Genomic DNA, 22,706 nt, shown 5'->3' with positions numbered 1-22,706 from the left:
GGCTCTGTTCTAGCGCATAACCCCGGCCGGCGTGTGACATTTGCTACGCAGCTCGGCGGACCGCCCGGAGACGACGGGGGAAAGCCACCGGTAGCCGCTTGGAACGACAACTGAGACGGAACGGACCAGGGAGATTTCCACAACGGGAAACTCCCTGGTCAGCAATGGAGCCGCCAAGGGGGCTCGAACCCCTGACCTTCTGTTTACAAGACAGATGCTCTACCAGCTGAGCTATAGCGGCCTGCGCCCCACGCGCCAGGCGAGGGCGCAGGCCAGTATATCGGCCCAGCCGGGCCCGGCGGCACCCGGAAGGCGGCTGCGCCGAAGCGGCCGCGCGACCGGGTGTCGCTGCGCCGGGTGCCGTCAGATCCGGCGAGCGTTGTGGAACGGCATCGAAGCCAGCGGCGAGATCTTGACCGGCTGGCCGGGCTGGCTGGCGTGCAGGACGTTGCCACCACCGGCGTAGATGCCGACGTGGCTCACGGGGCTGTAGAAGAACACGAGGTCACCGGGCTGCAGGGCCGCGCGCGACACGGGCGTGCCGATCCCGGACTGCAGCCGCGAACTGTGCGGCAGGGCGACGCCGACCTGCTTGAACGCCCAGACGACGAGGCCGGAGCAGTCGTAGGCGTTCGGGCCGGCCGCGCCCCAGACGTAGGGCTTACCGCGCTGGGTGAGTGCGCGGGCCAGCGCGGCGGCGCCCTTGCCGGCCTGCGCGGTAGCCGAGGCCGGCGCCGGGGTCGCGGCGGTCGCGGTGCTCGCCAGGACCGGGCCGGCCGTGGCGGCCATCGCGGCGGCCATCGCCGTCGCCGTCAGGGCGGCGCGGACGAAGTACCGCTTGTGCGAGGGCCCGGTTTCCGGGCGATCTTCGAGACGGTGAGGTGCCATGTCGGGGAGGGCTCCTTCCGGGGGCCGTCGGGGGGCTTGCCGCGGTGACCCGCGCCGTCCGGCCTGTTCGGGTGATCGGGGGTATCACCTCGGCCGACGGGCGGCGTGCGGCCGCTGATCGACTTCCGACCGCAGGTCACCGCGAGAACACGGGCACATTACGAAATGAAATACAGGAATGCACGAAAGAGTGATCAGCGGCACAGATCAACAATTACCACTCCTTGAACCAAGCAAATACCAGGTGGTATCAGTCGCGATTTACGTGCGCACAGTCCCATTCTTACCAGCGCAAACTCAGAAAAGTTGAGCCGCCAATTTCAGCCATCCGAGTCCCGGCACGAACCCATTTCGCAACCGGTTCCACAAGGGTTTCCGCGCGCCGATCAGGACTGAGCCGACCGGGGCCCACACCCGAGATCCGTTCAGTCGGTGGTTGAGCCAAGGGGGTTGCCGACTCCTGCGCCAAGATGGACAACACCTGTACTCCCCGGGTGACGCCTCCGCGCCCTCCGCAAACCACGCCGGCACAACCCGACGACCGCCCCGAGCGCCGTCACCACGATCACCCCACTGGTCCGAAACCCCAGCTCAGACCTCGAAACCGCGCGGCTCGCCCCGCATTGAGAGACGATCGACACAAGACGTGGTGCACACCACTCCGCCGGGTATGCAACAGCCAGGGCGCGGCCGCCGATGGTCCCCGGGAACGTCGAGCACACGGACGAGGAGGTGGGATCGATCTTGAAGATCAACGAGCGCGCCGACCAGGGGGTGCACCGCAGACGGTGGCCGATCCTGGAGCCTCCTCGGCCGCGGTCGAACCAACGCCACCGGCCGAACCTGTTGCGCCGGCGGGCGTGGCACATCCTGGAGGCGCCGACGGCGGAACAACCGGCCGTCGACAGCGGTGAGGCGCTGGGCCCGCAGCCGCCGGACGACGCGACCGTCAACTTCGTGCTCGACTTGACGCTGCGCATCGGCGAGGTGCAGATGGCCAGTGGCGCCGGCGCGTCCGACGTCACCGCCACGATCCTCGCCCTCACCTCCGCGCTCGGGCTTCCCCACTGCGAGGTCGACGTGATCTTCACGTCGATCACGGTCACCTGCCACCGCGGCACGGAACTGGCGCCGGTCACGGCGCTGCGAGTGGTCCGCTCGCGCAGCCTCGACTACACGCGGCTGACGCAGGCCGAGATCCTCGTGCGCAAGATCGTCCGCGGTGCCATGGGCGCCGAGGAGGCGCACACGGAGCTGGAGCGCATCACGTCGGCGCCGCACCCGTACCCGCGCTGGGTCGCGACCATCGCGTGGGGCGGGCTGGCCGCATTCATCACCCTGCTGCTCGGCGGCGGCCCCGACATCGCCGTGGTGGCGTTCGTGATCTCCTCGGTGATCGACCGGCTCGGCCGGTTCCTCAACCGCTACCACCTGCCGTTCTTCTTCCAGCAGGTCGTCGGCGGTCTCGTCGCCACGCTGTCGGCGATGGCGATAGTCAGCAGCAACGTCCTCACCACGGACCGGCCGACGCTCGTGGTCGCCGCGGCCGTCACCGTGCTGCTGTCCGGGCTCTCCACCGTCTCGGCGGTGCAGGACGCGATCACCGGCTACAACGTCACCGCCGCCGGCCGCACGATGGAAACGGCCCTGATGAGTGCCGGCCTGATCTCCGGGGTCGTCCTGGCGCTGAAGCTCGCCGTGCTGCTCGGGTTGCCGCGAACTCCGCTGCCCGAGGTCACCGGCTCGACGCCGCAGCAGCTGCCGATCGTCGTGATCGGCGGGGCCGGCGCGGCCGCGTGCTTCGCGCTCGCCTCCTACTCCACGCTGCGCGCGTTGCTCGTCGCCGCGGCCGCCGGCGGTATCGGGGCGCTGGTCTACGGCGCGCTGACGCTCACGCAGCTCGACGCCGTGAGCGCCTCGGCCATCGCGGCCACGCTCGTCGGCTTCTGCGGCGGCCTGCTCGCGCGGCGGCTGAAAGTGACCCCGCTCGTCGTCGCCGTGTCCGGGATCACCCCCCTGCTACCCGGACTTTCCACCTATCGCGGTCTATACCAATTGGGCGTCGAGCCCGGCGGCAATCTCTCCACCCTCATGACCGCCGTCGCCATCGGGCTCGCGCTCGCAGCGGGCGTTGTCCTGGGCGAATACCTCGCGCAACCCGTCCGGATGCGGCTCGGCAGGCTCGAGCGCAAGCTGGCCGGCCCGCGGATGGCGGGACCGTTGGAGCCGACGGAGAGGCGATTGGAGTAACCGGTTGATCAGCAGCCGGTCACTCCACGCGCGCTAGGGTTTCACTGGGGCCGCGACCCGCGGGTGACGAGGGAGCAGCTGTAGTGACTGACGAGCAGAAGACCGCACCGTCCGCCGATTTCGTGGTGGTGGCCAACCGGCTGCCCGTGGACCTCGAACGCACCGCGGACGGCAGCCGGCGCTGGACCGCGAGCCCCGGCGGGCTCGTCTCCGCGCTCGAACCGTTCCTGCGAGCGCGCAAGGGCGCCTGGGTCGGCTGGCCCGGCGTGCCCGACGTCGACGTCGAGGAGTTCGACGACGACGGTCTCGTGCTGCACCCCGTTTCCCTCACCTCCGCCGAGGTGCGCGACTACTACGAAGGCTTCTCCAACGCCACGCTCTGGCCGCTGTACCACGACGTCGTCGCGCCGCCGGTGTTCGACCGCGCGTGGTGGGACAGCTACGTGAAGGTCAACCGCCGCTTCGCCGAGGCGAGCGCCGAAGTCGCGGCCCACGGCGCCACCGTCTGGATCCAGGACTACCAGCTGCAGCTGGTGCCGACGATGCTGCGCGAGCTGCGGCCCGACCTGCGCATCGGCTTCTTCCTGCACATCCCGTTCCCGCCGGTCGAGCTGTTCATGCAGCTCCCGTGGCGCGCGGAGATCGTGCGCGGGCTCATCGGCGCCGACCTCATCGGCTTCCACCGCCCTGGCGGCGCGCAGAACTTCCTGTGGCTGGCCCGTCAGCTCGTCGGCCTCGAGCCGACGCGCGGGGCCGTCGGCGTGCGGTCGCGGCCGGGCATGGTGCAGGTCGGCGACCGCACCGTGCGCGTCGGGGCGTTCCCGATCTCCATCGACGCGACGGGCCTCGACAGCGTCGCGCGCGGCAAGGGCGTGGTCGAGCGCGCGAAGCAGATCCGCCGCGATCTCGGCAACCCGAAGGCCGTGCTGCTCGGCGTCGACCGCCTCGACTACACGAAGGGCATCGACCTGCGGCTGCAGGCGCTGCACGAGCTGCTGCACGAGGAGCGGCTGCAGCCCGAGGACGTCGCCTTCGTGCAGCTCGCCACCCCGAGCCGCGAGCGCGTGGAGCACTACCAGCGCATGCGCGGCGAGATCGAGCAGATGGTCGGCCGCATCAACGGCGAGTTCGCGCGCGTGGGTCACCCGGTCGTGCACTACCTGCACCAATCGGTGAACCGCACCGAGCTCGCCGCGTTCTTCTCCGCCGCGGATGTCATGGTGGTGACTCCTCTGCGCGACGGGATGAACCTCGTCTGCAAGGAGTACGTCGCCTGCCGCCACGACCTCGGCGGGGCGCTCGTGCTCAGCGAGTTCGCCGGCGCCGCTGCCGAACTGACCAGCGCATTCCTGGTCAACCCGCATGATCTGGACGGGGTGAAGAACGCGTTGGTGGCTGCTATTACGCTCGACCCCGCCGAGGGCCGACGCAGGATGCGCGCCATGCGTCGCCAGGTCCTCACCCACGACGTCGACCGGTGGGCGCGCTCGTTCCTGCAGGCGCTGGGTGCGGAGCCGGTCGACTGACCTCCCCCGTACCGCGCTGGACCTCCTGAGGAGGAGTGTTGACCGCCGAGGCGTTGCCCGCGGAGCTACGGCGCGCGATCGTGCAGATCGCCCGTACCCCGCGCCTGCTGGTCGCCTGCGACTACGACGGCACGTTGGCCCCGATCACCGCCAACCCCGACGAGGCCCGGCCGCTGCCGGAGTCCGTCGGCGCACTCAGATCCCTCGCCGGCCTGCACGAGACCACCACGGCCGTCATCTCGGGCCGCGCGCTGCGCGACCTGGCGACGCTCTCGCGCCTGCCCGCCGAGGTGAACCTGGTCGGCAGCCACGGCTCCGAGTTCGACATCGGCTTCATCCACGCCCTCGACGACGAGGCGCGGGCACTGCACCGCCGGCTCGAAGCCGAGCTGGAGAACCTGGTGCTCGAGGTGCCGGGTGTGTCGCTCGAGGTGAAGCCCGCGAGCATCGCGGTCCACGTGCGCCGGGCCGAGCACGAGGCCGGTCGCCGGGTGCTCGCGGCCGTGCACGAAGGTCCGTCGACCTGGGAAGGCGTGTCGACCACCGACGGCAAGGAGGTGGTGGAGCTCGCGGTGGTCCAGACGGACAAGGGCCGCGCGCTCGACACCCTGCGCCACCAGGTGGGGGCCACCGCCGCGATCTTCCTCGGCGACGACGTGACCGACGAGAAGGCGTTCGCGCGCCTGTCCGGTCCGGACCTCGGCATCAAGGTGGGCGAGGGCGAGACGCTCGCCACCTACCGCGTGCCCGACACCGTCGACGTCGCGCTGGTGCTCGCGTTCATGCTGGAGGAGCGGCGCAACTGGCTCTACGGCGAGTCGGCGCCGCCCATCGAGCGGCTGTCGCTGCTGGCCAACGAGCGGTCGGTGGCCCTCGTCACGCCCGACGCGAAGCTCACCTGGTTGTGCCACCCGGGGCCGGACGCGCCCGCCGTGTTCGCCGACCTGCTGGGCGGCCCGAGCGCCGGCTGCTTCTCGATCAAGCCGCACCGCAACGGGCTGCCGCTCGGCCAGCGCTACCTGCCGAACACGATGACGGTGGAGACGCGCTGGTCACGGTTGCTCGTCACCGACTACCTCGAGCCGGAAAGCCCTTCGCACCGCACGGACATGGTGCGCGTGATCTCGGGTGAGACGGCCGCCGACGTGCTGTTCGCGCCGCGGCCGGAGTTCGGCGGCGTGCCGGTGAAGATCGTCCCCGAGGGCGACGGGCTGCGCGTGCTGGGCACGTCGGAGCCGTTCGTCCTGCGCTCGGCCGGCGTGGACTGGACCATCACGTCCGACGGACTGCACGACACCGCCACCGCGCTCGTGGAGCCGACGCCGGAGAACCCCGTGGTGCTCGAACTGCGATGCGGCACCACGGATCTCGAGCCCCATGAACTGTCCGAAATAGACCGTCGCGACCGGGCGGGCCGCTACTGGAGCGACTGGGCCGCGAAGCTCAAGCTGCCGACCGTGCAGACCGAGCTGGTCCGCCGGTCGGCACTGACGCTGCGCGGCCTCGTCGACACCGACACGGGTGGCGTGCTGGCGGCGGCGACGTCGTCGCTGCCGGAGGAGATCGGCGGCGTCCGCAACTGGGACTACCGCTACTGCTGGATCCGCGACGCGGCCATGACCGTGCGCGAGCTGGTGCACCTCGGGTCCAACGAGGAAGCCGAGGGCTACCTGCGGTGGCTGCACGGCGTGCTGTCCACTTTGGCCGGTCCGGAGCGGCTGCACCCGCTGTACACGCTGGCCGGCAGCGTGATCGGCGCCGAGGCCGTGATCGAGTCGCTGCCCGGGTACGCGGGTTCGCGGCCCGTGCGCGTCGGCAACCTCGCCAACCACCAGGTGCAGCTCGACGTGTTCGGCCCGGTCGTGGAGCTCGTGACCACGCTGGCCGACGCGCGCGGCGAGCTGCGTGACGAGGACTGGCAGCTGGTGCGCGCGATGGCCGAGGCCGTCACGCGGCGCTGGAACGAGCCGGACCACGGCATCTGGGAAGAGCGGCACGTGCCGCGCCACCGGGTGTACTCGCGCGTGATGTGCTGGGTCACGATCGACCGCGCGGTGAAGCTGGGCTACGAGTACGGCCGTGACGTGCCGAGCGCCTGGCCGAAGCTGCGCGACCGCATCAAGGCCGACGTGCTGGCGCGCGGCTGGAACGACGAGGTCCAGGCCTTCACCACGGCCTACGACGGCACCGACCTCGACGCCGCCTCGCTGTTCGTGGGCCTGACCGGCCTGATCGACCCGGCCGACGAGCGCTTCCAGAAGACGGTGACGGCGATCGAAGCCGAGCTCCGCAGCGGGTCCACCGTGTACCGCTACCGCCGCGACGACGGCCTGCCCGGCGGCGAAGGCGGGTTCCACATCTGCGCCGCCTGGCTGATCGAGGCATATCTCATCACCGGCAGGCGCAACGAGGCCGAGGAGCTGTTCACGCAGATCGTCGCCTCGGCGGGCCCCACGGGCCTGCTGCCGGAGCAGTACGACCCGATCGCCGAGCGCTCGCTGGGCAACCACCCGCAGGCCTACTCGCACATCGGGCTGATCCGCTGCGCGAACCTGCTCGCCGAAAAGCTGTGAACACCTGTCACCGGCGTAGTGCGTTAGCACAGGTCGGTGACAAGTGCCGTGAAGGTCACCTTGAGAGACCCACTGTCCCTTAAGGTGACCTTCACGAGCATTTGCACGTTCATCCTGCATTCGCGGGCGGAGGTGACGGGATGAAGCAGTACTACGGGCAACAAGCCACCGAGTACGCCCCCTTGCCGCCGCTCTTCGCCGCTCGCGTGCGCGTCGGTTCGCTGGTCACGGGCGTCGCGCTGCTGATCGGCACGGCGTTCGTCCTCGGTCTCACGGCGTTCGTCAACCGGCCGCTGCACGGGCACAGCCTCCCGGACTCCCCGGTCGGTGTCCTCGGCCTCCTGCTCCCCACGCTGTCCGTGGTCGCCACGGCGGTCGTCGTGCTCTCGTGCCGCGGCTGCCTGCAGGGCGACTACCTCGTGGTCGCCCGCGCTCGGGCTGCGCGCAAAGCCCTCGCCGCGTGCTTCACGGCGCTGGTCGTCGCCTCCCTGTTCGCGCTCACCGCGTCCGCCCTGGTCGACCTCTGGAGCGACCACGACCGCCTGGGCGCTACGGACCTGCTGGCGACGTTCGCCAACTTCGCCTTGGGCGTGCTCGGCTACGCCGTGGGCCTCTTCTACGTCCGCCCTTCGGTTTCGACGCTGGAGAAGTTCAGCGACCACCCGATCTGGTGACCGCGCACCGTCGATGACCTGCCTGATCCGGTCCCCTCGGCCGCCGAGCCCACGGGCTCGTGAAGATCACTGCGAAAGTATTCTCGGCCGGTGAACGCTGCGGGCGCTTGCGGGCGACACAGAACATGCAGGTGATCCACGACGGTCCCGATCCGGTGTTACTGGATTCGCTGGACCGCCCCGACCTGGGCGTTCCCGATCCGGCGCCCGTCTTCGGGCGGCTGTTCGACGCGCACTCGCACCAGATGCACCGCTACCTGGCGCGCCGCGCCGGCGACGACGCGGCGCACGACCTGGTCGCCGAAACGTTGCTCGTCGCGCTGCGGCGGCGGGAGTCGTACCGGCCGGAGCTCGGCACGGCGCGCTCGTGGCTCTACGGGATCGCGACGAACCTGCTGCGCCACCACGTCCGCGGCGAAACGCGAGCGCTGAAGGCGACCGCGCGGCTCGCGTACGCCGGCGACCACAGCACCGCCGGGCACGACGGCCGCGTCGCCGAGCAGGTCGACGCACAGACGCGTGCGGCGCAGCTCGCGGGCGCACTGGCGAAGCTCAGCGCCGCCGATCGCGACACGCTGCTGCTCGTGTCGTGGGCCGGGCTGGAACCGTCGGAGGTGGCCGAAGCGCTGGGCGTGCCGCCTGGCACGATCCGCTCGCGCTTGCACCGCATCCGCCGTTGGCTGCGCGCCAACGCCGCGACCACGACTCCCGATTCGACCGAGGAGGCGAAGGAACTTTGAACGACGACAACGTGCGCCACCTGTGGTCCGACGCCGAGCTCGACGAAGCCTTCGACGCCCTCCACCCCCACGTACGCACGAATCCCGCCGAGCTGGACCGCGCCCGCGCGACGTTGTTTCGCGCCGCCGCAGCCGAAACCGGCCGCGCGCACACGGCCCCGCAGGCGAAGAAGAAGCGCTCCGGAACGTGGCGGTGGATCGCCGTGGCCGCTGCGGTAGCCGTGGTGACGGGTGGGGTGGTGGTAGCCCGCGAGGTCGTCGAACGCCCTGCTGCGGTGGCCCCGGCGGCGACACCGGCCGCCGACGTCCAGCCGGGGCCGGGGCAGTACACCCACGTGACCAACACCTACACGGACGTCGAATGGGTGGCCGACCGCAGTGCGTTCGCCGTGCGGCAGAAGGTCGAGTTCTGGCTCCCCGCCGACGCGTCGGACCTGTTTCCGCCACGCAGGTCGCCCCCGGCGGGGACTTCAAGGAGCCGTTCCCCCACCCCGGCGGCTGGAACCTCACCGTCGGCCCGGACTGGTTCCGGCCGACCCCGCAGTTCGTCGCCACCCTGCCGGCAGATCCCGTGGTTCTCACGAAGCTCCTCTCGGCCGACGAAGAGCGCTGGAAACCGGGCAAAATGTCGAGCGAGCCCGAGCAGATCCTCCCGCCGATGCTGTCCTACACCGGCAGCACCCAGGTTCCGGATGGCGTCACGAGCACGCCGAAGACGCCGCAACCGGCCACCTTCGGGTCGGCGGTCGCCGCTTACCCAGGCCCCGGAGACACGCAGATGCGCCCGCTCACCGTGCTCGCCTCGGGACTCGCGCCCCGCCCGCTGCGCACGGCGATCATCGAACTCCTGCGCAGTTCGGCTTCCTCGAAGGAGAAGCACGCCGACGTCGAGACCTACACCATCAGCTACGGCAACCACGAACTCGTCGTCAACGTGAACACCGCGACCTCGCAGCTGATCGGCGCCGCCAACGTCACGACCCAGAACTTCTACGGCATCCCAGCCGGCCGTGGCCTCAGCTCCGCCGAGTTCACCTACGAGATCACCAGCGGCTTCGGCTCCTGATCACTTCGCGTGGTTGGCGGCGTTGAGCGCGCTGGCGACGTCGCCGACCTCCAGCACCCGGATGCCGTCGGGGAGCTTGCCGGAGTCGGGTGGCACGAGGGCGTGGGTGAAGCCGAGCCGGGCGGCTTCGGCGAGGCGGCGCGCGACGTTCGGCACCCGGCGCACCTCGCCGGCCAGCCCGACCTCGCCCACGGCCACCAGCCGCGGCGACAGGGCCACGTCGTGCAGCGACGACGTCAGGGCCAGGACCAGCGCGAGGTCGATCGCCGGCTCGGTGATCTTCATCCCACCCACGGTGGCGACGTAGACGTCCTTGTCGCCGAGCTTGAGCCGGCCGCGCTTCTCCAGCACGGCGAGCACCATGGCGACGCGCGCGGAGTCGAGGCCGCTCACCGCGCGCCGCGGCTGCGGCATGCTCGTGTTCGACACCAGCGCCTGCACCTCGCCGAGCAGCGGCCGCTTGCCCTCGACGGCGACCGTGATCGCCGTGCCCGGAACCGGTTCGGCGGTGCCGCTCATGAACAGCCCCGACGGGTCGGGCACGCCGACGATGCCACCCTCGGTGAGCTCGAAGCAGCCGATCTCGTCGGCCGCGCCGAAGCGGTTCTTCACGCCGCGGACCATGCGCAGCGTCGAGTGCTTGTCGCCTTCGAACTGCAGCACGACGTCGACGAGGTGCTCCAGCACGCGCGGACCGGCGACCGAACCGTCCTTTGTGACGTGCCCCACCAGCACGACGGGAAGCCCACGCTCCTTGGCGAGCGCCACGAGCCCCGCCGCGACGGCGCGAACCTGCGTGACGCCGCCTGGTGAGCCCTCGACCTGCGGAGACGCCATCGTCTGCACGGAGTCGACGATCAGCACACCGGGCTTCACGGCGTCGACGTGCCCCAGGATCGCCGACAGGTCGCTCTCGGCTGCGAGGAACATCTCGCCGTGCACGTTGCCCGTGCGCTCGGCGCGCAGCCGGACCTGCCCGGCGGACTCCTCACCCGTCACGTACAGGGAGCGCCCGGCCGTGGCGGCCCACTGGTAGGCGACCTCCAGCAGCAGCGTCGACTTGCCGACGCCCGGCTCACCCGCCAGCAGCACCACGGCACCGGGCACCAGCCCGCCGCCGAGCACGCGGTCGAGTTCGGGGACGCCCGTCGCCTTCGCGCGAGCCGTCTCGACGTCGACCTCGGCGATCGGCTGCGCGGGCGCGCTGGGCGCGCCCGCGGCCACGCGGGTGATCGCGGGCTTGACCCCGCCGCGCTCCTCGAGCGTGCCCCAGGCCTGGCACTCCGGGCACCGGCCGAGCCATTTGGCGGCCTCGTAACCGCACTCCGCGCACCGGTAGACGGTGCTGGACTTCTTCACCACGCGCCGAGGCTATCGGCGCGGACCGACAAAACCCGTCAGGGCTCGACGTGCGCCGGCGCGGCGACCGGCATCTCGACGGTGATCGGCCCGGCGTTGCGGAAGGTGAAGGTGACGTTGATCGTCATGCCCGACCACAGCGGCTGCTTCAGACCCTGCAGCACGACCGTGCCCTTGCCCAGCTCGGTGGCCGCCGCGCCGCCGTCACCCGGGGAAGCGCTGCTCGCGGGCGCGCCGGAGGTGCCGCTCGGCGGGGTCGACGCCGGGCTCGACGGCGTGGGCGGGGCCTGCTCGTTGGTCGACTCGACGGCGTCGTCCGGGCCGATGACCAGCGAGTGGCCGGCGACGATGTCGGTGGCGCCGGAGATCTTCGCGGGGCCGTTCGAACCCTCCGAGGTGACCGAGACGAGCTGGTCGTCCTGGGCGCCCTGGTTGACGATGGTGAGGGTGAGCGGCGCGGACTGACCGGCCGAGTACGCGACCCCCTGGCCCGGGTACTGGACGGCCACGTTGCGCAGGACCAGCGTCTTCACCTGCGCGTACGTGCCGTTGACAGCGGGCTGCTGCGTGTCGGTCTGGGTGATCTGACCGGCCCCGCAACCGGCGAGTACCAGCGCGGCGCCGAGCGCCGACACGGTCACGCCGAGCACGCGACGATTCTGCAGCCTCACGTCGGAGTCCTTCCATCTCACGGCCTCGTCACGTCGAAGAGTAGCCGGGCGCCCGCGCGCACGCGGCACCGGTGGGGGTTGCGGGTGCCCCGCCACCCAAGATCAACCGTCCACAGTGGATTTCGAAACTGCTGATCACCGGTTCCGTCGTCACCTGCATGAGCACGGGCCATTCTGGTTTGTCAAGCCCAACCAGGCCGCTGACCTGCGACGACGATCCCGGGGCGCTAGGTGGCCATCTGAAGACCGTGCTAGGATGGAATCAGCGAAAGGGGCAGAGGACACATGGTTTTCAAGGTCGGAGAGACCGTCGTCTACCCGCACCACGGTGCCGCACTCATCGAAGCCATCGAGACCCGTGTGATCAAGGGCGAGGAAAAGAAGTACCTCGTCCTCAAGGTCGCGCAAGGGGATCTCACGGTTCGCGTGCCTGCCGACAACGCCGAAATCGTCGGCGTGCGCGATGTCGTCGGGCAAGAAGGACTGGACAAGGTTTTCGACGTTCTGCGTGCTCCCCACACCGAAGAGCCCACGAACTGGTCTCGTCGGTACAAGGCCAACCTCGAGAAGCTCGCCTCCGGCGACGTGAACAAGGTGGCCGAAGTGGTGCGCGACCTCTGGCGGCGAGAGAAGGACCGCGGACTTTCAGCCGGCGAGAAGCGCATGCTGGCGAAGGCGCGGCAAATTCTGGTCAGCGAGCTCGCGCTCGCGGAAGGCACCGACGAGGACAAGGCGGAAACCCTCCTCGACGAAGTTCTGGAAACCGCGACGGTCTGACCCCCGAGGTCATGCAGCTCCCGGAGGAGGCACCGGGAAGCTGCTTCTCTACGATCACGACCCGATGAACCAGATGGTGCACAGCGTCGCGTTCGTGACTGTCGCACACCGCACCGCCGACGAAGAGCGCGCTCTCTCGACGGTGAATGGTGAAGTTCTCCTTCAGCACACCGTGCGGGGGCTGCTCGGCACGCCGGATCTCGATCTGGTGGTCGTGTCGGCCCCCCAGCGGTGTGCTGATTCGTATGCGGCAACCCTCACGAGGTTTGCCGACCGCTGCCGGGTCGTCGCCGGCGCGTCGCTCCGGCAGGTGTTCACCGCCGTCGAGCCGCTGCTCTCACCCGATGCGATCGTGCTGGTGCACGACGCACTCCGGGCGTTCACTCCACAACGGACTGTCCGTGAAGTTCTGGACACCGTCCGTGAAGGGTCCCGCGTGGTCGTTCCGGTGCTGCCGATGTCGGACACCGTGAAGGCGACCGACGCGGCCGGGTTGATCACCGCCACCGTCGACCGCGACGGCCTGCGGACCGCGCAAACGCCCGTCGGATTCTCACTCGACGCGTTCCGCGCGGCGTTGTCCGAAAGCACCGAGCCCGGCTTCGGCTCGCTGGCCGGCGCGATCACCGTCCCCGGCGATCCCGACGCGATGCGCGTCGCGAGCGCCTTCGAACTCACGCTCGCCGAAGCCCTCGTGGCCGGCGGCGACCAGGAGGCCCCGCTGTGACCGACCTCCGTGTGGGCAACGGCGTCGACGTCCACCCGATCGAACCGGGCCGCGAGTGCTGGCTGGCCGGCCTGCTCTGGCCGGGCGTCGACGGCTGCGCCGGGCACTCCGACGGCGACGTCGCCGCCCACGCCCTCTGCGACGCGCTGCTGTCGGCCGCCGGCCTCGGCGACCTGGGCGCGGTCTTCGGCACCGGCGACCCGCGCATGGACGGCGCGCACGGCGCCGACATGCTCGCGGAGGTCCGCGGCCTGGTCGAAGCCGAGGGTTGGCGGGTCGCCAACGCGACCGTCCAGGTGATCGGCAACCAGCCCCGCATCGGCAAGCGCCGCGATGAGGCCCAGCGCGCGCTGAGCGACGCCGTCGGCGGCCCGGTGAGCGTCGCCGGCACCACGTCGGACGGCCTCGGCCTGACGGGCCGCGGCGAGGGCATCGCGGCCGTCGCCACCGCGCTCCTCGTACGGGAGTGATCCTTTAGTGTCGCCGTCATGGTGACCTTCAACGACGCCACGAAGGCGTTGCTCGACGGCAGGAACTTCCCCGTCCTCGCCACCCTCAACAAGGACGGCTCCGCCCAGACGTCGGTGCTCTGGGCCAAGCGCGACGGCGACACGCTGATCTTCGCCACCGTCCGCGGCCGCCTCAAGGAACGGAACATGGCCCGCGACCCGCGCGTCTCGGTGTCCGTCTTCGAGACCGACAACCCGTACAACTACGTCGAGATCCGCGGCCGCGTCGAGATGACGGACGAAGGTGGCCGCGAGCTGATCAACGAGCTGTCCCACAAGTACACCGGCAAGGACTACCCCGCCGAGCCGCCGGAGAACGTCCGCGTCCTCGTCCGCGTCATCCCGGAGAAGATCACCGGCAACGCGGCCTGAGCCGGCCCGCCGCCGGGTTTTCGCACCCGGCGGCGGCAGTCCTGGCTAGGGTTGGCGGGTGGCCATCAACGCTGTCCTCTTCGATTTCTCCGGCACCCTTTTCCGTCTCGAGCAGGACCCCTCCTGGCTCACCGACGTCCGCGACGACAGCGGCGCGGCCCTCGACCTCGAAGCCCAGACGGAGCTGATGCGCCGCTTGACCGCGCCGGTCGGCCAGGTCGTCGAGCTCGACGAGGAGTACCAGTACGCCTGGCACAACCGCGACCTCGACCCCGCGCTGCACCGCAAGGTCTACCTCGAAGTCCTGCGCGCCTCCGGTGTCCACCACCTCGACCAGGCCGAGGCGCTCTACCAGCGGCTGATCACCCCGGGCGAGTGGACGCCGTACCCCGACACACAGGACGCACTGAAGGCCGCCGGCCCCCTGGTGGGCGTGCTGAGCAACATCGCGTTCGACATCCGTCCGGCGTTCACGCAGCGCGGGTGGGACGCGCACGTCGCCGAGTTCGTGCTGTCTTTCGAGGTCGGGGCCGTGAAACCGCAGCCGGAGATCTTCCGGACGGCGATCGAGCGGCTGGGCGTGCGCGCCGAGGAGACGCTCATGGTCGGCGACAGCGAGGAGGCCGACGGCGGGGCGCGGGCGCTCGGCTGCGCGTTCGCACTGGTGGACCCGCTGCCGACCACCGAGCGGCCGGACGCCCTGCTCGCGGCGCTGCGGGAGCACGGCGTCTTCTGACGTCTTGCGACGTCGCTCACGCCGACCCCGTACCCTTTCAGGGTGGCCCTACACCTGTTCGACACCGCGACCCGTGCCCCCCGGGAGTTCGTTCCCGTCCGCAGCGGAACGGCGTCCATCTACCTGTGTGGCGCCACCGTGCAGGGGGTGCCGCACATCGGGCACGTCCGGGGGGTCCTGAACTACGACGTCCTGCGCCGCTGGCTGCTCCACAGTGGACTCGACGTGCTGCTCGTCCGCAACGTCACCGACATCGACGACAAGATCCTCACCAAGGCCGCCGAAGCGGGCCGGCCGTGGTGGGAGTGGGCGATGACGCACGAGCGCGAGTTCGAGCAGGCCTACGACGACCTGGGCTGCCTCCCGCCGTCGGTCAACCCGCGCGCGACCGGGCACATCACGCAGATGATCACGCTCATGCAGCGCCTGATCGACAGCGGACACGCGTACGCGGCCGAGGGTGACGTCTACTTCTCGGTGAAGACGTTCGACGGCTACGGCAAGCTGTCGGGCCAGCACCTCGACGAGGTCCAGCAGGGCGAGACGCCGACCCGCGGCAAGCGCGACGCGCGCGACTTCACGTTGTGGAAGAGCGCGAAGCCGGGAGAGCCGTCGTGGCCCACGCCGTGGGGCGACGGCCGGCCGGGCTGGCACCTGGAATGCTCCGCGATGTCCACGAACTACCTCGGCCCGGAGTTCGACATCCACGGCGGCGGCGTCGACCTGGTGTTCCCGCACCACGAGAACGAGCGCGCGCAGTCCAACGCGGTCGGCGACCCGTTCGCGCGGTACTGGCTGCACAACGCGTGGGTGACGATGTCCGGCGAGAAGATGTCGAAGTCGCTGGGCAACACCGTGTCGATTCCGGCGATGCTGGAGCGCTACCGGGCGGTCGAGCTGCGGTATTACCTCGTGCAGCCGCACTACCGGTCCACGATCGAGTACTCCGACGGCGCGGTCGCGGAAGCGGCCCAGGGCTACCGGCGCGTGGAGGCGTTCCTGCGCCGCGCGGCCGCCGCCGGCGCCGTGCCCGTGGGCGCGGTGCACCCGGACTTCGCGAAAGCGATGGACGACGACCTGGCGACGCCGGCCGCGTTCGCCGTGGTGCACAACACGGTGCGCGACGGTAACGCCGCCTTCGACGCGGGCGACACCCCCAAGGCGCTCGAACTCGCCGCCTCGGTGCGCGCGATGACCGACGTGCTGGGCATCGACCCGCTGTCGGAACGCTGGGCCGAGGGCGGCAGCGACACCCCGGTCCGCGAAGCGCTGGCGTCGCTCGTGGAAGGACTCCTGGCCGAACGCCAGGAGGCGCGCGCCGCGAAAGACTTCGCGCGCGCGGACACCGCCCGCGACCGCCTCCAGGAGGCGGGCATCGCGGTGGAGGACACCCCGAACGGTCCGCAGTGGACGGTCAGGAACTCCTGACCCGAACGCTTGCGGGAGAGTGAAGGACTCGGTTACACATGGCAGGCAACTCACGGCGTCAGGGCGCCATCCGCAAGGCCGGCACCAAGAAGGGCGCCGTCGTTGGCTCCGGCGGGCAGCGGCGCAAGGCGCTCGAAGGCAAGGGCCCCACGCCGAAGGCCGAGGACCGGCCGGGCCACAAGGCGCACCGCGCCGCCCAGGCGGCGAAGGCGCGTGAGAAGACGCGCGAACAGCAGCGCCAGAAGAAGGCCGACCGGCCGGAGCTGATCGCCGGCCGCAACCCGGTCGTCGAGGCCTTGCGCGCCGACGTCCCGGGCACCGCGCTGTACGTCGCGCTCAACATCGACATCGACGACCGCGTGAACGAGGCCGTGCGCCTGGCCGCGGACAAGGGCATCTCCATCCTCGAGATCCCGCGCGAGGAGCTCGACCGCAAGACCAACCGGGCCATGCACCAGGGCCTGGGCCTGCAGGTGCCGCCCTTCGAGTACGCGCACCCGGACGACCTGCTCGCCGCCGCGCGCAATTCCGGCAGCACCCCGCTGTTCGTCGCGCTCGACGGCGTCACGGACCCGCGCAACCTCGGCGCCGTCATCCGGTCCGCCGCCGCGTTCGGCGCCCAGGGTGTGCTGCTGCCCGAGCGCCGCAGCGCCGGCATGACCGCGGTGGCCTGGCGCACCAGCGCCGGCACGGCCGCCAAGCTCCCCATCGCCGTCGCGACGAACCTCACGCGCCAGTTGCGCGCCTGGGCGTCCGACGGCCTCATGATCGTCGGTCTCGACGCCGACGGCACCGTGGACATCGACTCCCTGGAGCTCGCGGCGGACCCGCTGGTCGTCGTCCTGGGCTCCGAGGGCCGCGGCCTGTCCCGCCTCGTCCGCGAAACCTGCGACGCCACCGTCTCCATCCCCATGGCGGCCGGCGTGGAGTCGCTGAATGCCTCGGTCGCCGCCGGGGTGCTGCTGGCGGAGGTCGCCCGCCGTCGCCGCTTGGCGGGTCGCCTGAGCTGATCTTGTCGGGTTTTCGGGGTCTCGGGTTGTCGGGGCCGCCTCGCGTCGCCTCGCTGACGCGGCCTGCCATCTCACCTTTGCCGGTGTCAGGCCGCCTCGCGTCGCCTCGCCGACGTCGCCCGCCCTCCACGGATGCTCTTGCCCGTGGCCCCGTCTCTTCTCGCCGGGTCTCCCACCGTCCGCACGGACGCTCTCGTTCGGATGGCGGACCGCCTCGCGCCACGAGATCACCCGCCATCCGACCGAGCGCGAACGGGTGGGGCGTGTCCAGCCCGTGCGGCGCCGGCTTCTCGATGCCCGCGAAGAAGCGGCGAGCGGGTGGCGCTGCCCTTCCGGGAGGAACCGCTGCAGCAGCCCGCGCTGGTCCATCGGCTCGATGCTGCGGGAGTGCAGCCCGAGCGCGCGCACCCTTCGTGGGCTCCGCGGCGCGCTCCAGGACCACCGGCCGCACGCCCTGCGGCCGCAGCTCGCTTGCCGGCATCACGCCTTTGCCGGTGCCGGGACGGCCTCGCGTTGCGAGGTCGCCCGCCATCCGAACGGAGCCTTCGCCGGTGCCGGACCGCCTCGCCTTCATCCACCATCCGGACCACAGCACTCGCTCGGCGCCGCGCCGCCTTGCCTCGCCTCGCGAGGTACTTACCGAGCAAAGCAGCCTCACCCCTCCAGCCGACGCAGTTACCCACAGCCCGACCGAATTGTGGACAGCTCCGCCCTCCAAGAGCCGTCCGACCGTTTTGTCGCCCCTCACCGATAAAATGGGTCGGGGACGCCCCCGGGGAGGGCGGGGGCATGTCCGCCGGGGCGAGGCGCTCGCAGGGGTCTGGACCTCGTCGCGCGAGGGTCAGCGGTGCCCCTTGTGCCATCACAGTCAGTGATTCGCGCCGGGATCGGCTGGGCTTCACTCCACTGGGCCACCCACTCGGGCTAAGGTCAGCTCCGGAACCGAGGGGGTCCGTCACCGATGTCGTTCGTTTCGCCGCTGTTCTTGTGGTACTTCATGCCGGCGGTGCTGGTCGCCGTGCTGGTGTGCCCGCGCAGCTGGCGCAACGCGATCGTCGCGGTGGCGAGCTTGCTGTTCTACACGATCGGCGCCGGGCCGTACCTGTTCCTGCTGCTGGGCTGCATGGCCGTGAACTTCCTCGCGGGGCCTGCGCTCGAGCCCAGCCCGTGGGACGTGCACGGCAAGCGGCGCAAGCGGATCCTCATCGGCGTCGTCACGCTCGACGTGCTCGTGCTGGTGATCTGGAAATACGCGGGCTTCGCGACGCAGCAGATCGCGGCCGTCGCGCACTGGTTCGGCGGGGACGTCGGCGTCGCGAACATCGTGGTGCCGATCGGCATCTCGTTCTACACGTTCCACCACATTTCGTACGTCGTGGACATCTTCCGCGGCGAACGGCACGCGCTGCGCAACCCCGTGTCCTTCGCGGCGTACATCGCGATGTTCCCGCAGCTCATCGCGGGCCCGATCGTGCGTTACCGCGAGATCGCGGACCAGCTGCCGCAGCAGCGTTCGCACCGCCTCGACGACATCGCCGCCGGCTTCCCGCGGTTCGCGCTGGGCCTGTGCAAGAAATCCATCGTCGCCGACTCGCTCTCCCCCATGGTCGAGGCGTGCTTCTCGACGCCCAGCAACCAGATGACGTTCGCGACGGCCTGGCTCGGCGCCGTGGGCTACACGCTGCAGCTGTTCTTCGACTTCTCCGGCTACTCGGACATGGCCATCGGCCTCGGCCGCATGCTCGGCTTCCGCCTGCCGGAGAACTTCGCGCGGCCGTACTCGTCGGTCACCATCACGGAATTCTGGCGCCGCTGGCACATGTCGCTGTCACGCTGGTTCCGCGATTACGTCTACATCCCCCTCGGCGGCAACCGCTCCGGCGCCGGCAAGACCTACCGCAACCTCTGCATCGTCTTCGTCCTGACGGGCTTCTGGCACGGAGCCCAGTGGACGTTCCTGGTCTGGGGCTGCTACCACGGCGCCCTGCTGGTCATCGAACGCCGCTTCAACTGGGGCAACACCCCGACCGGCCGCGTCGCCCGCCTCGCCCGCCGACTGCTCACCCTGGTCCTCGTGGTGTTCGGCTGGGTGTTCTTCCGCTCCGCCGACCTGGCCCACGCGCTCGCCATGATCGGCCACATGCTCCTCCCGGACTTCACCGGCCTGGGCGACGTCGTGTCCAGCGCGCTGACCAACCAGCGCCTCGTCATCCTGATTCTGGCTCTCGCGGTCTTCCTCCTGCCTGCCCAGCCCGTGACGGGCCCCCTCCTGGAGTCGTCCCGCACCCGCCCCGCCACGGCCCTGCGCGTCGGCGTGATGACCGCCGGCCTCGTCTACGCCGCAATCCTGGTAGCGACGGGGACGTTCAGTCCGTTCCTTTACTACCAATTCTGATCGCCAGGACGTCTGCGGTGGCAGCCGACAGCGCGCCCGACTCAGCGCTGGCCGTAATCCCGCAGTTTGTCCACCACGTGCTCGATCTCCTCCGAGGGCAGCAACGCCGGGGCCCCCGCGGAGCGGGCCAGCAGCCACAGGCGGCACACCCACTCGAGTTGCTGGGCGCGGTCGTACGCGGCGCGCAGGGTGTCGCCGTAGGTGATGGTGCCGTGGTTGGCCAGGAGGCACCCGCGGCGGGAGTCGAGGGCTTTGAGCATGTTGTGGGCCAACGCGTCGGTGCCGTAGGTTCCGTAGGGGGCGACGCGGGCGGTCGGGCCGACGGTGGCGAGCATGTAGTGGATGGGCGGGACCTCGTCGACCAGGGTCGAGACAGCCGTGGCGTGCACGGAGTGCGTGTGGACGACCGCGGTGATCGGCGCGCCGTCCGGGTCGGCGGCGCGGGTGTAGATCGTGAGGTGCATCGGGAGTTCGCTCGTCGGCTTCAGCTCGCCCTCGACGGGTTCGCCGTCGACGCTCACGACGGGGATGTCGGCCGGCTGCAGGCCCGCGTAGTCGACGCCCGTGGGCGTGACGGCGATCAACGCGCCATCTCGGACGGAGATGTTGCCGGAGGTGCCGACGACCAGGCCGTCGGCCGTCAGGCGACGCGCGTAGTCGCAGACGGCGGCCCGCTCGTCCTCGAGGATCATCACAGCCTCCACAGTCCGCGCGCGGCGGCGAGGGACCCCTGGTAGCCGGCGTAACCGCGCTCGTAGACCTCGACATTCTCCGGCCGGACGGCCACCGTTCGCGAGTTGGCCGCCCACCGCTCCTGGTCGAACGGCGTGCCGAAGCGGCCGTGAGAACCGCGCTCCGCGCGCCGACTCCCGGATCGCTCGGGATCACGATCGGCCGGCCCAGCACGTCGGCGAAGATCCGAATCCACCCCTGCGAGCGCGTGCCCCCGCCACACGCGTACGGCCGGCCCGAAAGCCCGGCCGCCTCGAAGCAGTGCCTCGCGGCCAACTCGATCGATTCGCACAACGCCCGCACCAGTCACCCCGGGCTGCTTTCCAGGCTCAGCCCGGCGAACTGCGCCCGTGCGCCCGCGTCGACGAACGGCGCACGCTCGCCGGAAACCGACAGGAACGGCAACGCTCGCACGCCACCCGCACTCGCGGCGCTGCTCGCCAGTAGCGCGTCGATCTCCGCGACGTCGTAACGCAGCAACGCGCACACCCAGTCGATGCCGGCGGTGCCGACCATCGCCGGCAAGTACCGCGACTCGTCCGGTGTGGACAGAGACATTCCGGCCCGCTCGCCCTCGCGTTCGAATGCCATGTCGGCCGTGCGCACTTGGCACGCGAGCGTGGTACCCGCGGTCAGGATGCCGTCACCCGGCTCCCGCACTCCGGCGCCGATCGCGCTGGGACGCAGGTCGAACGGCCCGGCCGGCACGGACAACCCGGTCGGCAGGCCCAGCAGATTGGCGCCGCCAGTATTGAGCCGGAATACCCCCTTCGGCGGTGCGGGATCGGCGAACAAGCTCCGCCGATGCCCGAGGCCGCACGCCTCGATCGCACCTTCGTCGGACTGCCGGGTGGCCTGATCAAGGAGTGGCAACGGATCGGCGTTGAGGGCCTGGCCGAGACCGACCACTCGGCGTCCTGGACGGCGAACCGTGCAGGCGAGGGCAATGAAGAGCGGGCCCACCGATGATGGGCCCGCGAGAGTGGACGAAGGAGGTGGCTCAGCGGCCGGAGGGCTTGGTGGAGTTCGAGGACCTAGCCGGCGTCGAGCGCTCGGCCGGGGCCGGGGGCTCGGTGTCCTCGGCGGTGGCCGGGGACACCGAGTCGGTGTCCGGGGAGTCGGCGGGGGCCTCGGAGGTGGAGGTGGCCGGGTCGGTCGCGGCCTGGTCCTGAGAGGAGAGGAGGCGGAGGGCTTCCTGGACGGCCACGTTGGTGGCCGCGATGCGGTCGGCGACCTTGGCGCGCAGCTCGAGGGCCAGGGTGCGGGACTCGGTGGCCTCGGCCTGCTTCTGGAGGGCGTCGGCGAGAGCGGAGTCCGTCTGGGACTTCTTGGTGGCGATCTCTTCGGACGCGAGGCGGTCGGCTTCGGAGCGGGCGGCGGAGGCGGCGGCTTCCGCGGCGGCGTCGGCTTCGGCGCGGGCGGTGGCGGCGGCCTCGTCGGCCTCGGCGCGGGCGCGGGCGGCGGCTTCGTCCGCTTCGGTGCGGGCGCGGTCGGCGGCCTGGGTGCGGGCTTCGATGTCGGCGTTGGCGGCGGCGGTGCGGGTGGCGATGTCCTCGTTGCACGCGGTGGTGCGGGTCGCGATGTCCTCATCCGCGGCGCGGGTGCGGGCCTCGATGTCCGCGTTGGCCGCGGCGGTGCGGGAGGCGATGTCCTCGTCGGCGGCGAGGGTGCGGGATTCGATGTCCGCGTGGGCGGCGGCGATGCGCGCGGCGATGTCGTCCTCGGCGGCCTGCAGGCGGGACGCGATGTCGGCCTGGGCTTCGGCGAGAAGCCGGTCGCGTTCGGCTTCGGCTTCCTTGGCGAGGCGTTCCATCGTGCGCTGGGTTTCGTGCGCGTACTTGTCGGCCTCGGTGCGGGTGGAAGCGGCGTCGGCTTCGGCCGCGGAGCGGAGGTCGGCGATCTCCTCCTCGGCGAGCTGCATCATCATGCGTACGCGCTCCGCCATCGCGCCCGCGCCCGAAGGACTCGAGCTCAGCCGCACGAGAGCGGCCTTCGCCTCGGAGAGCTCGTTCTGAGTGGTGGTGAGAGCCTTCGACAGCTCACCGGACGTCGCGATGGCCTCGTCGCGGCTGCGCGACGTCTCCCGCAGCTCGCGCGTGAGCGCGGTGAGGCGCTCGTCGACCTGGCGCTGGTTGTAACCCCTGACGGCGACCGCGAACGGGGCGCTCTTCGGGGTGGCTTCGGACTTCTCGGGCGCGACCATCGGGCCACCTTAGTGAGGGGCGGTGCGTTCGTACGTACCGCCAAACGGCTGCATTACGAAACGCGGAACA

General features: G+C 70.8%; 20 protein-coding genes, 1 tRNA gene and 1 pseudogene. 15 read left to right on the top strand and 7 right to left on the bottom strand.

Annotated elements, in window-relative coordinates; translation table 11 throughout:
• Window positions 1-165 precede the first annotated feature (165 nt).
• Window positions 166-241 (bottom strand) — tRNA-Thr (locus I6J71_RS00760).
• A gap of 122 nt (window positions 242-363) precedes the next feature.
• On the bottom strand, window positions 364-888 hold the full coding sequence (locus tag I6J71_RS00755) for an NlpC/P60 family protein (RefSeq protein WP_204092945.1): 525 nt from the start codon (window positions 886-888) through the stop codon (window positions 364-366).
• 744 nt (window positions 889-1,632) lie between these two features.
• Here I6J71_RS00755 and I6J71_RS00750 point away from each other — a divergent pair.
• From I6J71_RS00750 to I6J71_RS00725, 6 genes are all read left to right on the top strand, one after another.
• Complete coding sequence (locus tag I6J71_RS00750) at window positions 1,633-3,138, top strand: threonine/serine exporter ThrE family protein (protein ID WP_239154340.1); 1,506 nt, start codon at window positions 1,633-1,635, stop codon at window positions 3,136-3,138.
• Window positions 3,139-3,221: 83 nt separating this feature from the next.
• Window positions 3,222-4,664, top strand: coding sequence for a trehalose-6-phosphate synthase (locus I6J71_RS00745; protein WP_204092943.1), 1,443 nt, complete (start codon window positions 3,222-3,224; stop codon window positions 4,662-4,664).
• Between the two features lie 38 nt (window positions 4,665-4,702).
• On the top strand, window positions 4,703-7,237 hold the full coding sequence (otsB, locus tag I6J71_RS00740; protein ID WP_204092942.1) for a trehalose-phosphatase: 2,535 nt from the start codon (window positions 4,703-4,705) through the stop codon (window positions 7,235-7,237).
• Window positions 7,238-7,377: 140 nt separating this feature from the next.
• Window positions 7,378-7,911 carry a hypothetical protein gene (locus I6J71_RS00735; RefSeq protein ID WP_204092941.1) on the top strand — a complete coding sequence of 178 codons (534 nt, stop codon included), beginning with the start codon at window positions 7,378-7,380 and terminating at the stop codon, window positions 7,909-7,911.
• A 125-nt stretch (window positions 7,912-8,036) separates the two neighbouring features.
• A complete protein-coding gene (locus tag I6J71_RS00730) occupies window positions 8,037-8,651 on the top strand; it encodes an RNA polymerase sigma factor (protein WP_204096794.1) in 615 nt (204 codons plus the stop codon).
• A gap of 361 nt (window positions 8,652-9,012) precedes the next feature.
• Entirely contained in the window at window positions 9,013-9,717 is a 705-nt protein-coding gene (locus tag I6J71_RS00725) for a hypothetical protein (RefSeq protein WP_204092940.1), read from the top strand.
• On the opposite strand, the gene radA is transcribed toward I6J71_RS00725, so the two are convergent.
• Both radA and I6J71_RS00715 read right to left on the bottom strand, forming a co-directional pair.
• Window positions 9,718-11,079 carry a DNA repair protein RadA gene (gene radA / locus I6J71_RS00720; protein WP_204092939.1) on the bottom strand — a complete coding sequence of 454 codons (1,362 nt, stop codon included), beginning with the start codon at window positions 11,077-11,079 and terminating at the stop codon, window positions 9,718-9,720.
• A 35-nt stretch (window positions 11,080-11,114) separates the two neighbouring features.
• Window positions 11,115-11,747, bottom strand: coding sequence for a hypothetical protein (locus tag I6J71_RS00715; protein WP_204092938.1), 633 nt, complete (start codon window positions 11,745-11,747; stop codon window positions 11,115-11,117).
• A 285-nt stretch (window positions 11,748-12,032) separates the two neighbouring features.
• Here I6J71_RS00715 and I6J71_RS00710 point away from each other — a divergent pair, with 285 nt between their 5' ends.
• The 8 genes from I6J71_RS00710 (at window position 12,033) to I6J71_RS00675 (ending at window position 19,701) form a co-directional block, all read left to right on the top strand.
• A complete protein-coding gene (locus I6J71_RS00710) occupies window positions 12,033-12,524 on the top strand; it encodes a CarD family transcriptional regulator (RefSeq protein ID WP_033294400.1) in 492 nt (163 codons plus the stop codon).
• Window positions 12,525-12,588: 64 nt separating this feature from the next.
• Window positions 12,589-13,251, top strand: coding sequence for a 2-C-methyl-D-erythritol 4-phosphate cytidylyltransferase (locus I6J71_RS00705; RefSeq protein WP_370542067.1), 663 nt, complete (start codon window positions 12,589-12,591; stop codon window positions 13,249-13,251).
• Complete coding sequence (gene ispF, locus I6J71_RS00700) at window positions 13,248-13,721, top strand: 2-C-methyl-D-erythritol 2,4-cyclodiphosphate synthase (RefSeq protein ID WP_204092937.1); 474 nt, start codon at window positions 13,248-13,250, stop codon at window positions 13,719-13,721. Before I6J71_RS00705 ends, ispF begins: the two co-directional genes overlap by 4 nt.
• Before the next feature lie 18 nt (window positions 13,722-13,739).
• The gene (locus tag I6J71_RS00695) at window positions 13,740-14,132 is read left to right on the top strand and encodes a PPOX class F420-dependent oxidoreductase (RefSeq protein WP_204092936.1); all 393 of its coding nucleotides are present in this window, start codon (window positions 13,740-13,742) and stop codon (window positions 14,130-14,132) included.
• 58 nt (window positions 14,133-14,190) lie between these two features.
• Complete coding sequence (locus tag I6J71_RS00690; RefSeq protein WP_204092935.1) at window positions 14,191-14,868, top strand: HAD family hydrolase; 678 nt, start codon at window positions 14,191-14,193, stop codon at window positions 14,866-14,868.
• Between the two features lie 42 nt (window positions 14,869-14,910).
• Window positions 14,911-16,296, top strand: a complete 1,386-nt coding sequence (gene cysS, locus I6J71_RS00685; protein ID WP_204092934.1) for a cysteine--tRNA ligase — start codon at window positions 14,911-14,913, stop codon at window positions 16,294-16,296.
• Between the two features lie 38 nt (window positions 16,297-16,334).
• Window positions 16,335-17,306: a 23S rRNA (guanosine(2251)-2'-O)-methyltransferase RlmB gene (rlmB, locus tag I6J71_RS00680; protein WP_204092933.1), complete on the top strand. Its 972-nt coding sequence runs from the start codon at window positions 16,335-16,337 to the stop codon at window positions 17,304-17,306.
• Between the two features lie 961 nt (window positions 17,307-18,267).
• Window positions 18,268-19,701, top strand: a complete 1,434-nt coding sequence (locus tag I6J71_RS00675) for an MBOAT family protein (protein ID WP_204092932.1) — start codon at window positions 18,268-18,270, stop codon at window positions 19,699-19,701.
• Window positions 19,702-19,742: 41 nt separating this feature from the next.
• Here I6J71_RS00675 and I6J71_RS00670 read toward each other — a convergent pair whose 3' ends face one another.
• A complete protein-coding gene (locus I6J71_RS00670; RefSeq protein WP_204092931.1) occupies window positions 19,743-20,393 on the bottom strand; it encodes a class II aldolase/adducin family protein in 651 nt (216 codons plus the stop codon).
• Window positions 20,393-21,306 (bottom strand): annotated as a pseudogene (locus tag I6J71_RS00665) (FGGY-family carbohydrate kinase); the annotation flags it as partial. The pseudogene I6J71_RS00665 and the gene I6J71_RS00670, both read right to left, overlap by 1 nt.
• Here I6J71_RS00665 and I6J71_RS47405 point away from each other — a divergent pair.
• A complete protein-coding gene (locus I6J71_RS47405; protein ID WP_239155641.1) occupies window positions 21,238-21,402 on the top strand; it encodes a hypothetical protein in 165 nt (54 codons plus the stop codon). The pseudogene I6J71_RS00665 and the gene I6J71_RS47405 sit on opposite strands and share 69 nt — an antisense overlap.
• Before the next feature lie 31 nt (window positions 21,403-21,433).
• Here I6J71_RS47405 and I6J71_RS00660 read toward each other — a convergent pair whose 3' ends face one another.
• Window positions 21,434-22,636: a hypothetical protein gene (locus tag I6J71_RS00660; protein WP_204092930.1), complete on the bottom strand. Its 1,203-nt coding sequence runs from the start codon at window positions 22,634-22,636 to the stop codon at window positions 21,434-21,436.
• Between the last annotated feature and the right edge of the window lie 70 nt (window positions 22,637-22,706).

The sequence above is a fragment of the Amycolatopsis sp. FDAARGOS 1241 genome (assembly GCF_016889705.1).
Lineage (GTDB): Bacteria > Actinomycetota > Actinomycetes > Mycobacteriales > Pseudonocardiaceae > Amycolatopsis.
The sequence above is the reverse complement of the archived record's forward strand: the minus strand, read 5'-3'. Positions and strand labels throughout refer to the sequence as shown.

Excerpts from the sequence above, each read along its gene's own strand:
- I6J71_RS00755 (WP_204092945.1), bottom strand. The coding sequence starts at position 888 with ATGGCACCTCACCGTCTCGAAGATCGCCCGGAAACCGGGCCCTCGCAC.
- I6J71_RS00735 (WP_204092941.1), top strand. The coding sequence starts at position 7,378 with ATGAAGCAGTACTACGGGCAACAAGCCACCGAGTACGCCCCCTTGCCG.
- I6J71_RS00730 (WP_204096794.1), top strand. The coding sequence starts at position 8,037 with ATGCAGGTGATCCACGACGGTCCCGATCCGGTGTTACTGGATTCGCTG.
- I6J71_RS00725 (WP_204092940.1), top strand. The coding sequence starts at position 9,013 with ATGGGTGGCCGACCGCAGTGCGTTCGCCGTGCGGCAGAAGGTCGAGTT.
- I6J71_RS00710 (WP_033294400.1), top strand. The coding sequence starts at position 12,033 with ATGGTTTTCAAGGTCGGAGAGACCGTCGTCTACCCGCACCACGGTGCC.
- I6J71_RS00705 (WP_370542067.1), top strand. The coding sequence starts at position 12,589 with ATGAACCAGATGGTGCACAGCGTCGCGTTCGTGACTGTCGCACACCGC.
- I6J71_RS00695 (WP_204092936.1), top strand. The coding sequence starts at position 13,740 with ATGGTGACCTTCAACGACGCCACGAAGGCGTTGCTCGACGGCAGGAAC.
- rlmB (WP_204092933.1), top strand. The coding sequence starts at position 16,335 with ATGGCAGGCAACTCACGGCGTCAGGGCGCCATCCGCAAGGCCGGCACC.
- I6J71_RS00675 (WP_204092932.1), top strand. The coding sequence starts at position 18,268 with ATGTCGTTCGTTTCGCCGCTGTTCTTGTGGTACTTCATGCCGGCGGTG.
- I6J71_RS00670 (WP_204092931.1), bottom strand. The coding sequence starts at position 20,393 with ATGATCCTCGAGGACGAGCGGGCCGCCGTCTGCGACTACGCGCGTCGC.
- I6J71_RS47405 (WP_239155641.1), top strand. The coding sequence starts at position 21,238 with ATGCCCGAGGCCGCACGCCTCGATCGCACCTTCGTCGGACTGCCGGGT.
- I6J71_RS00660 (WP_204092930.1), bottom strand. The coding sequence starts at position 22,636 with ATGGTCGCGCCCGAGAAGTCCGAAGCCACCCCGAAGAGCGCCCCGTTC.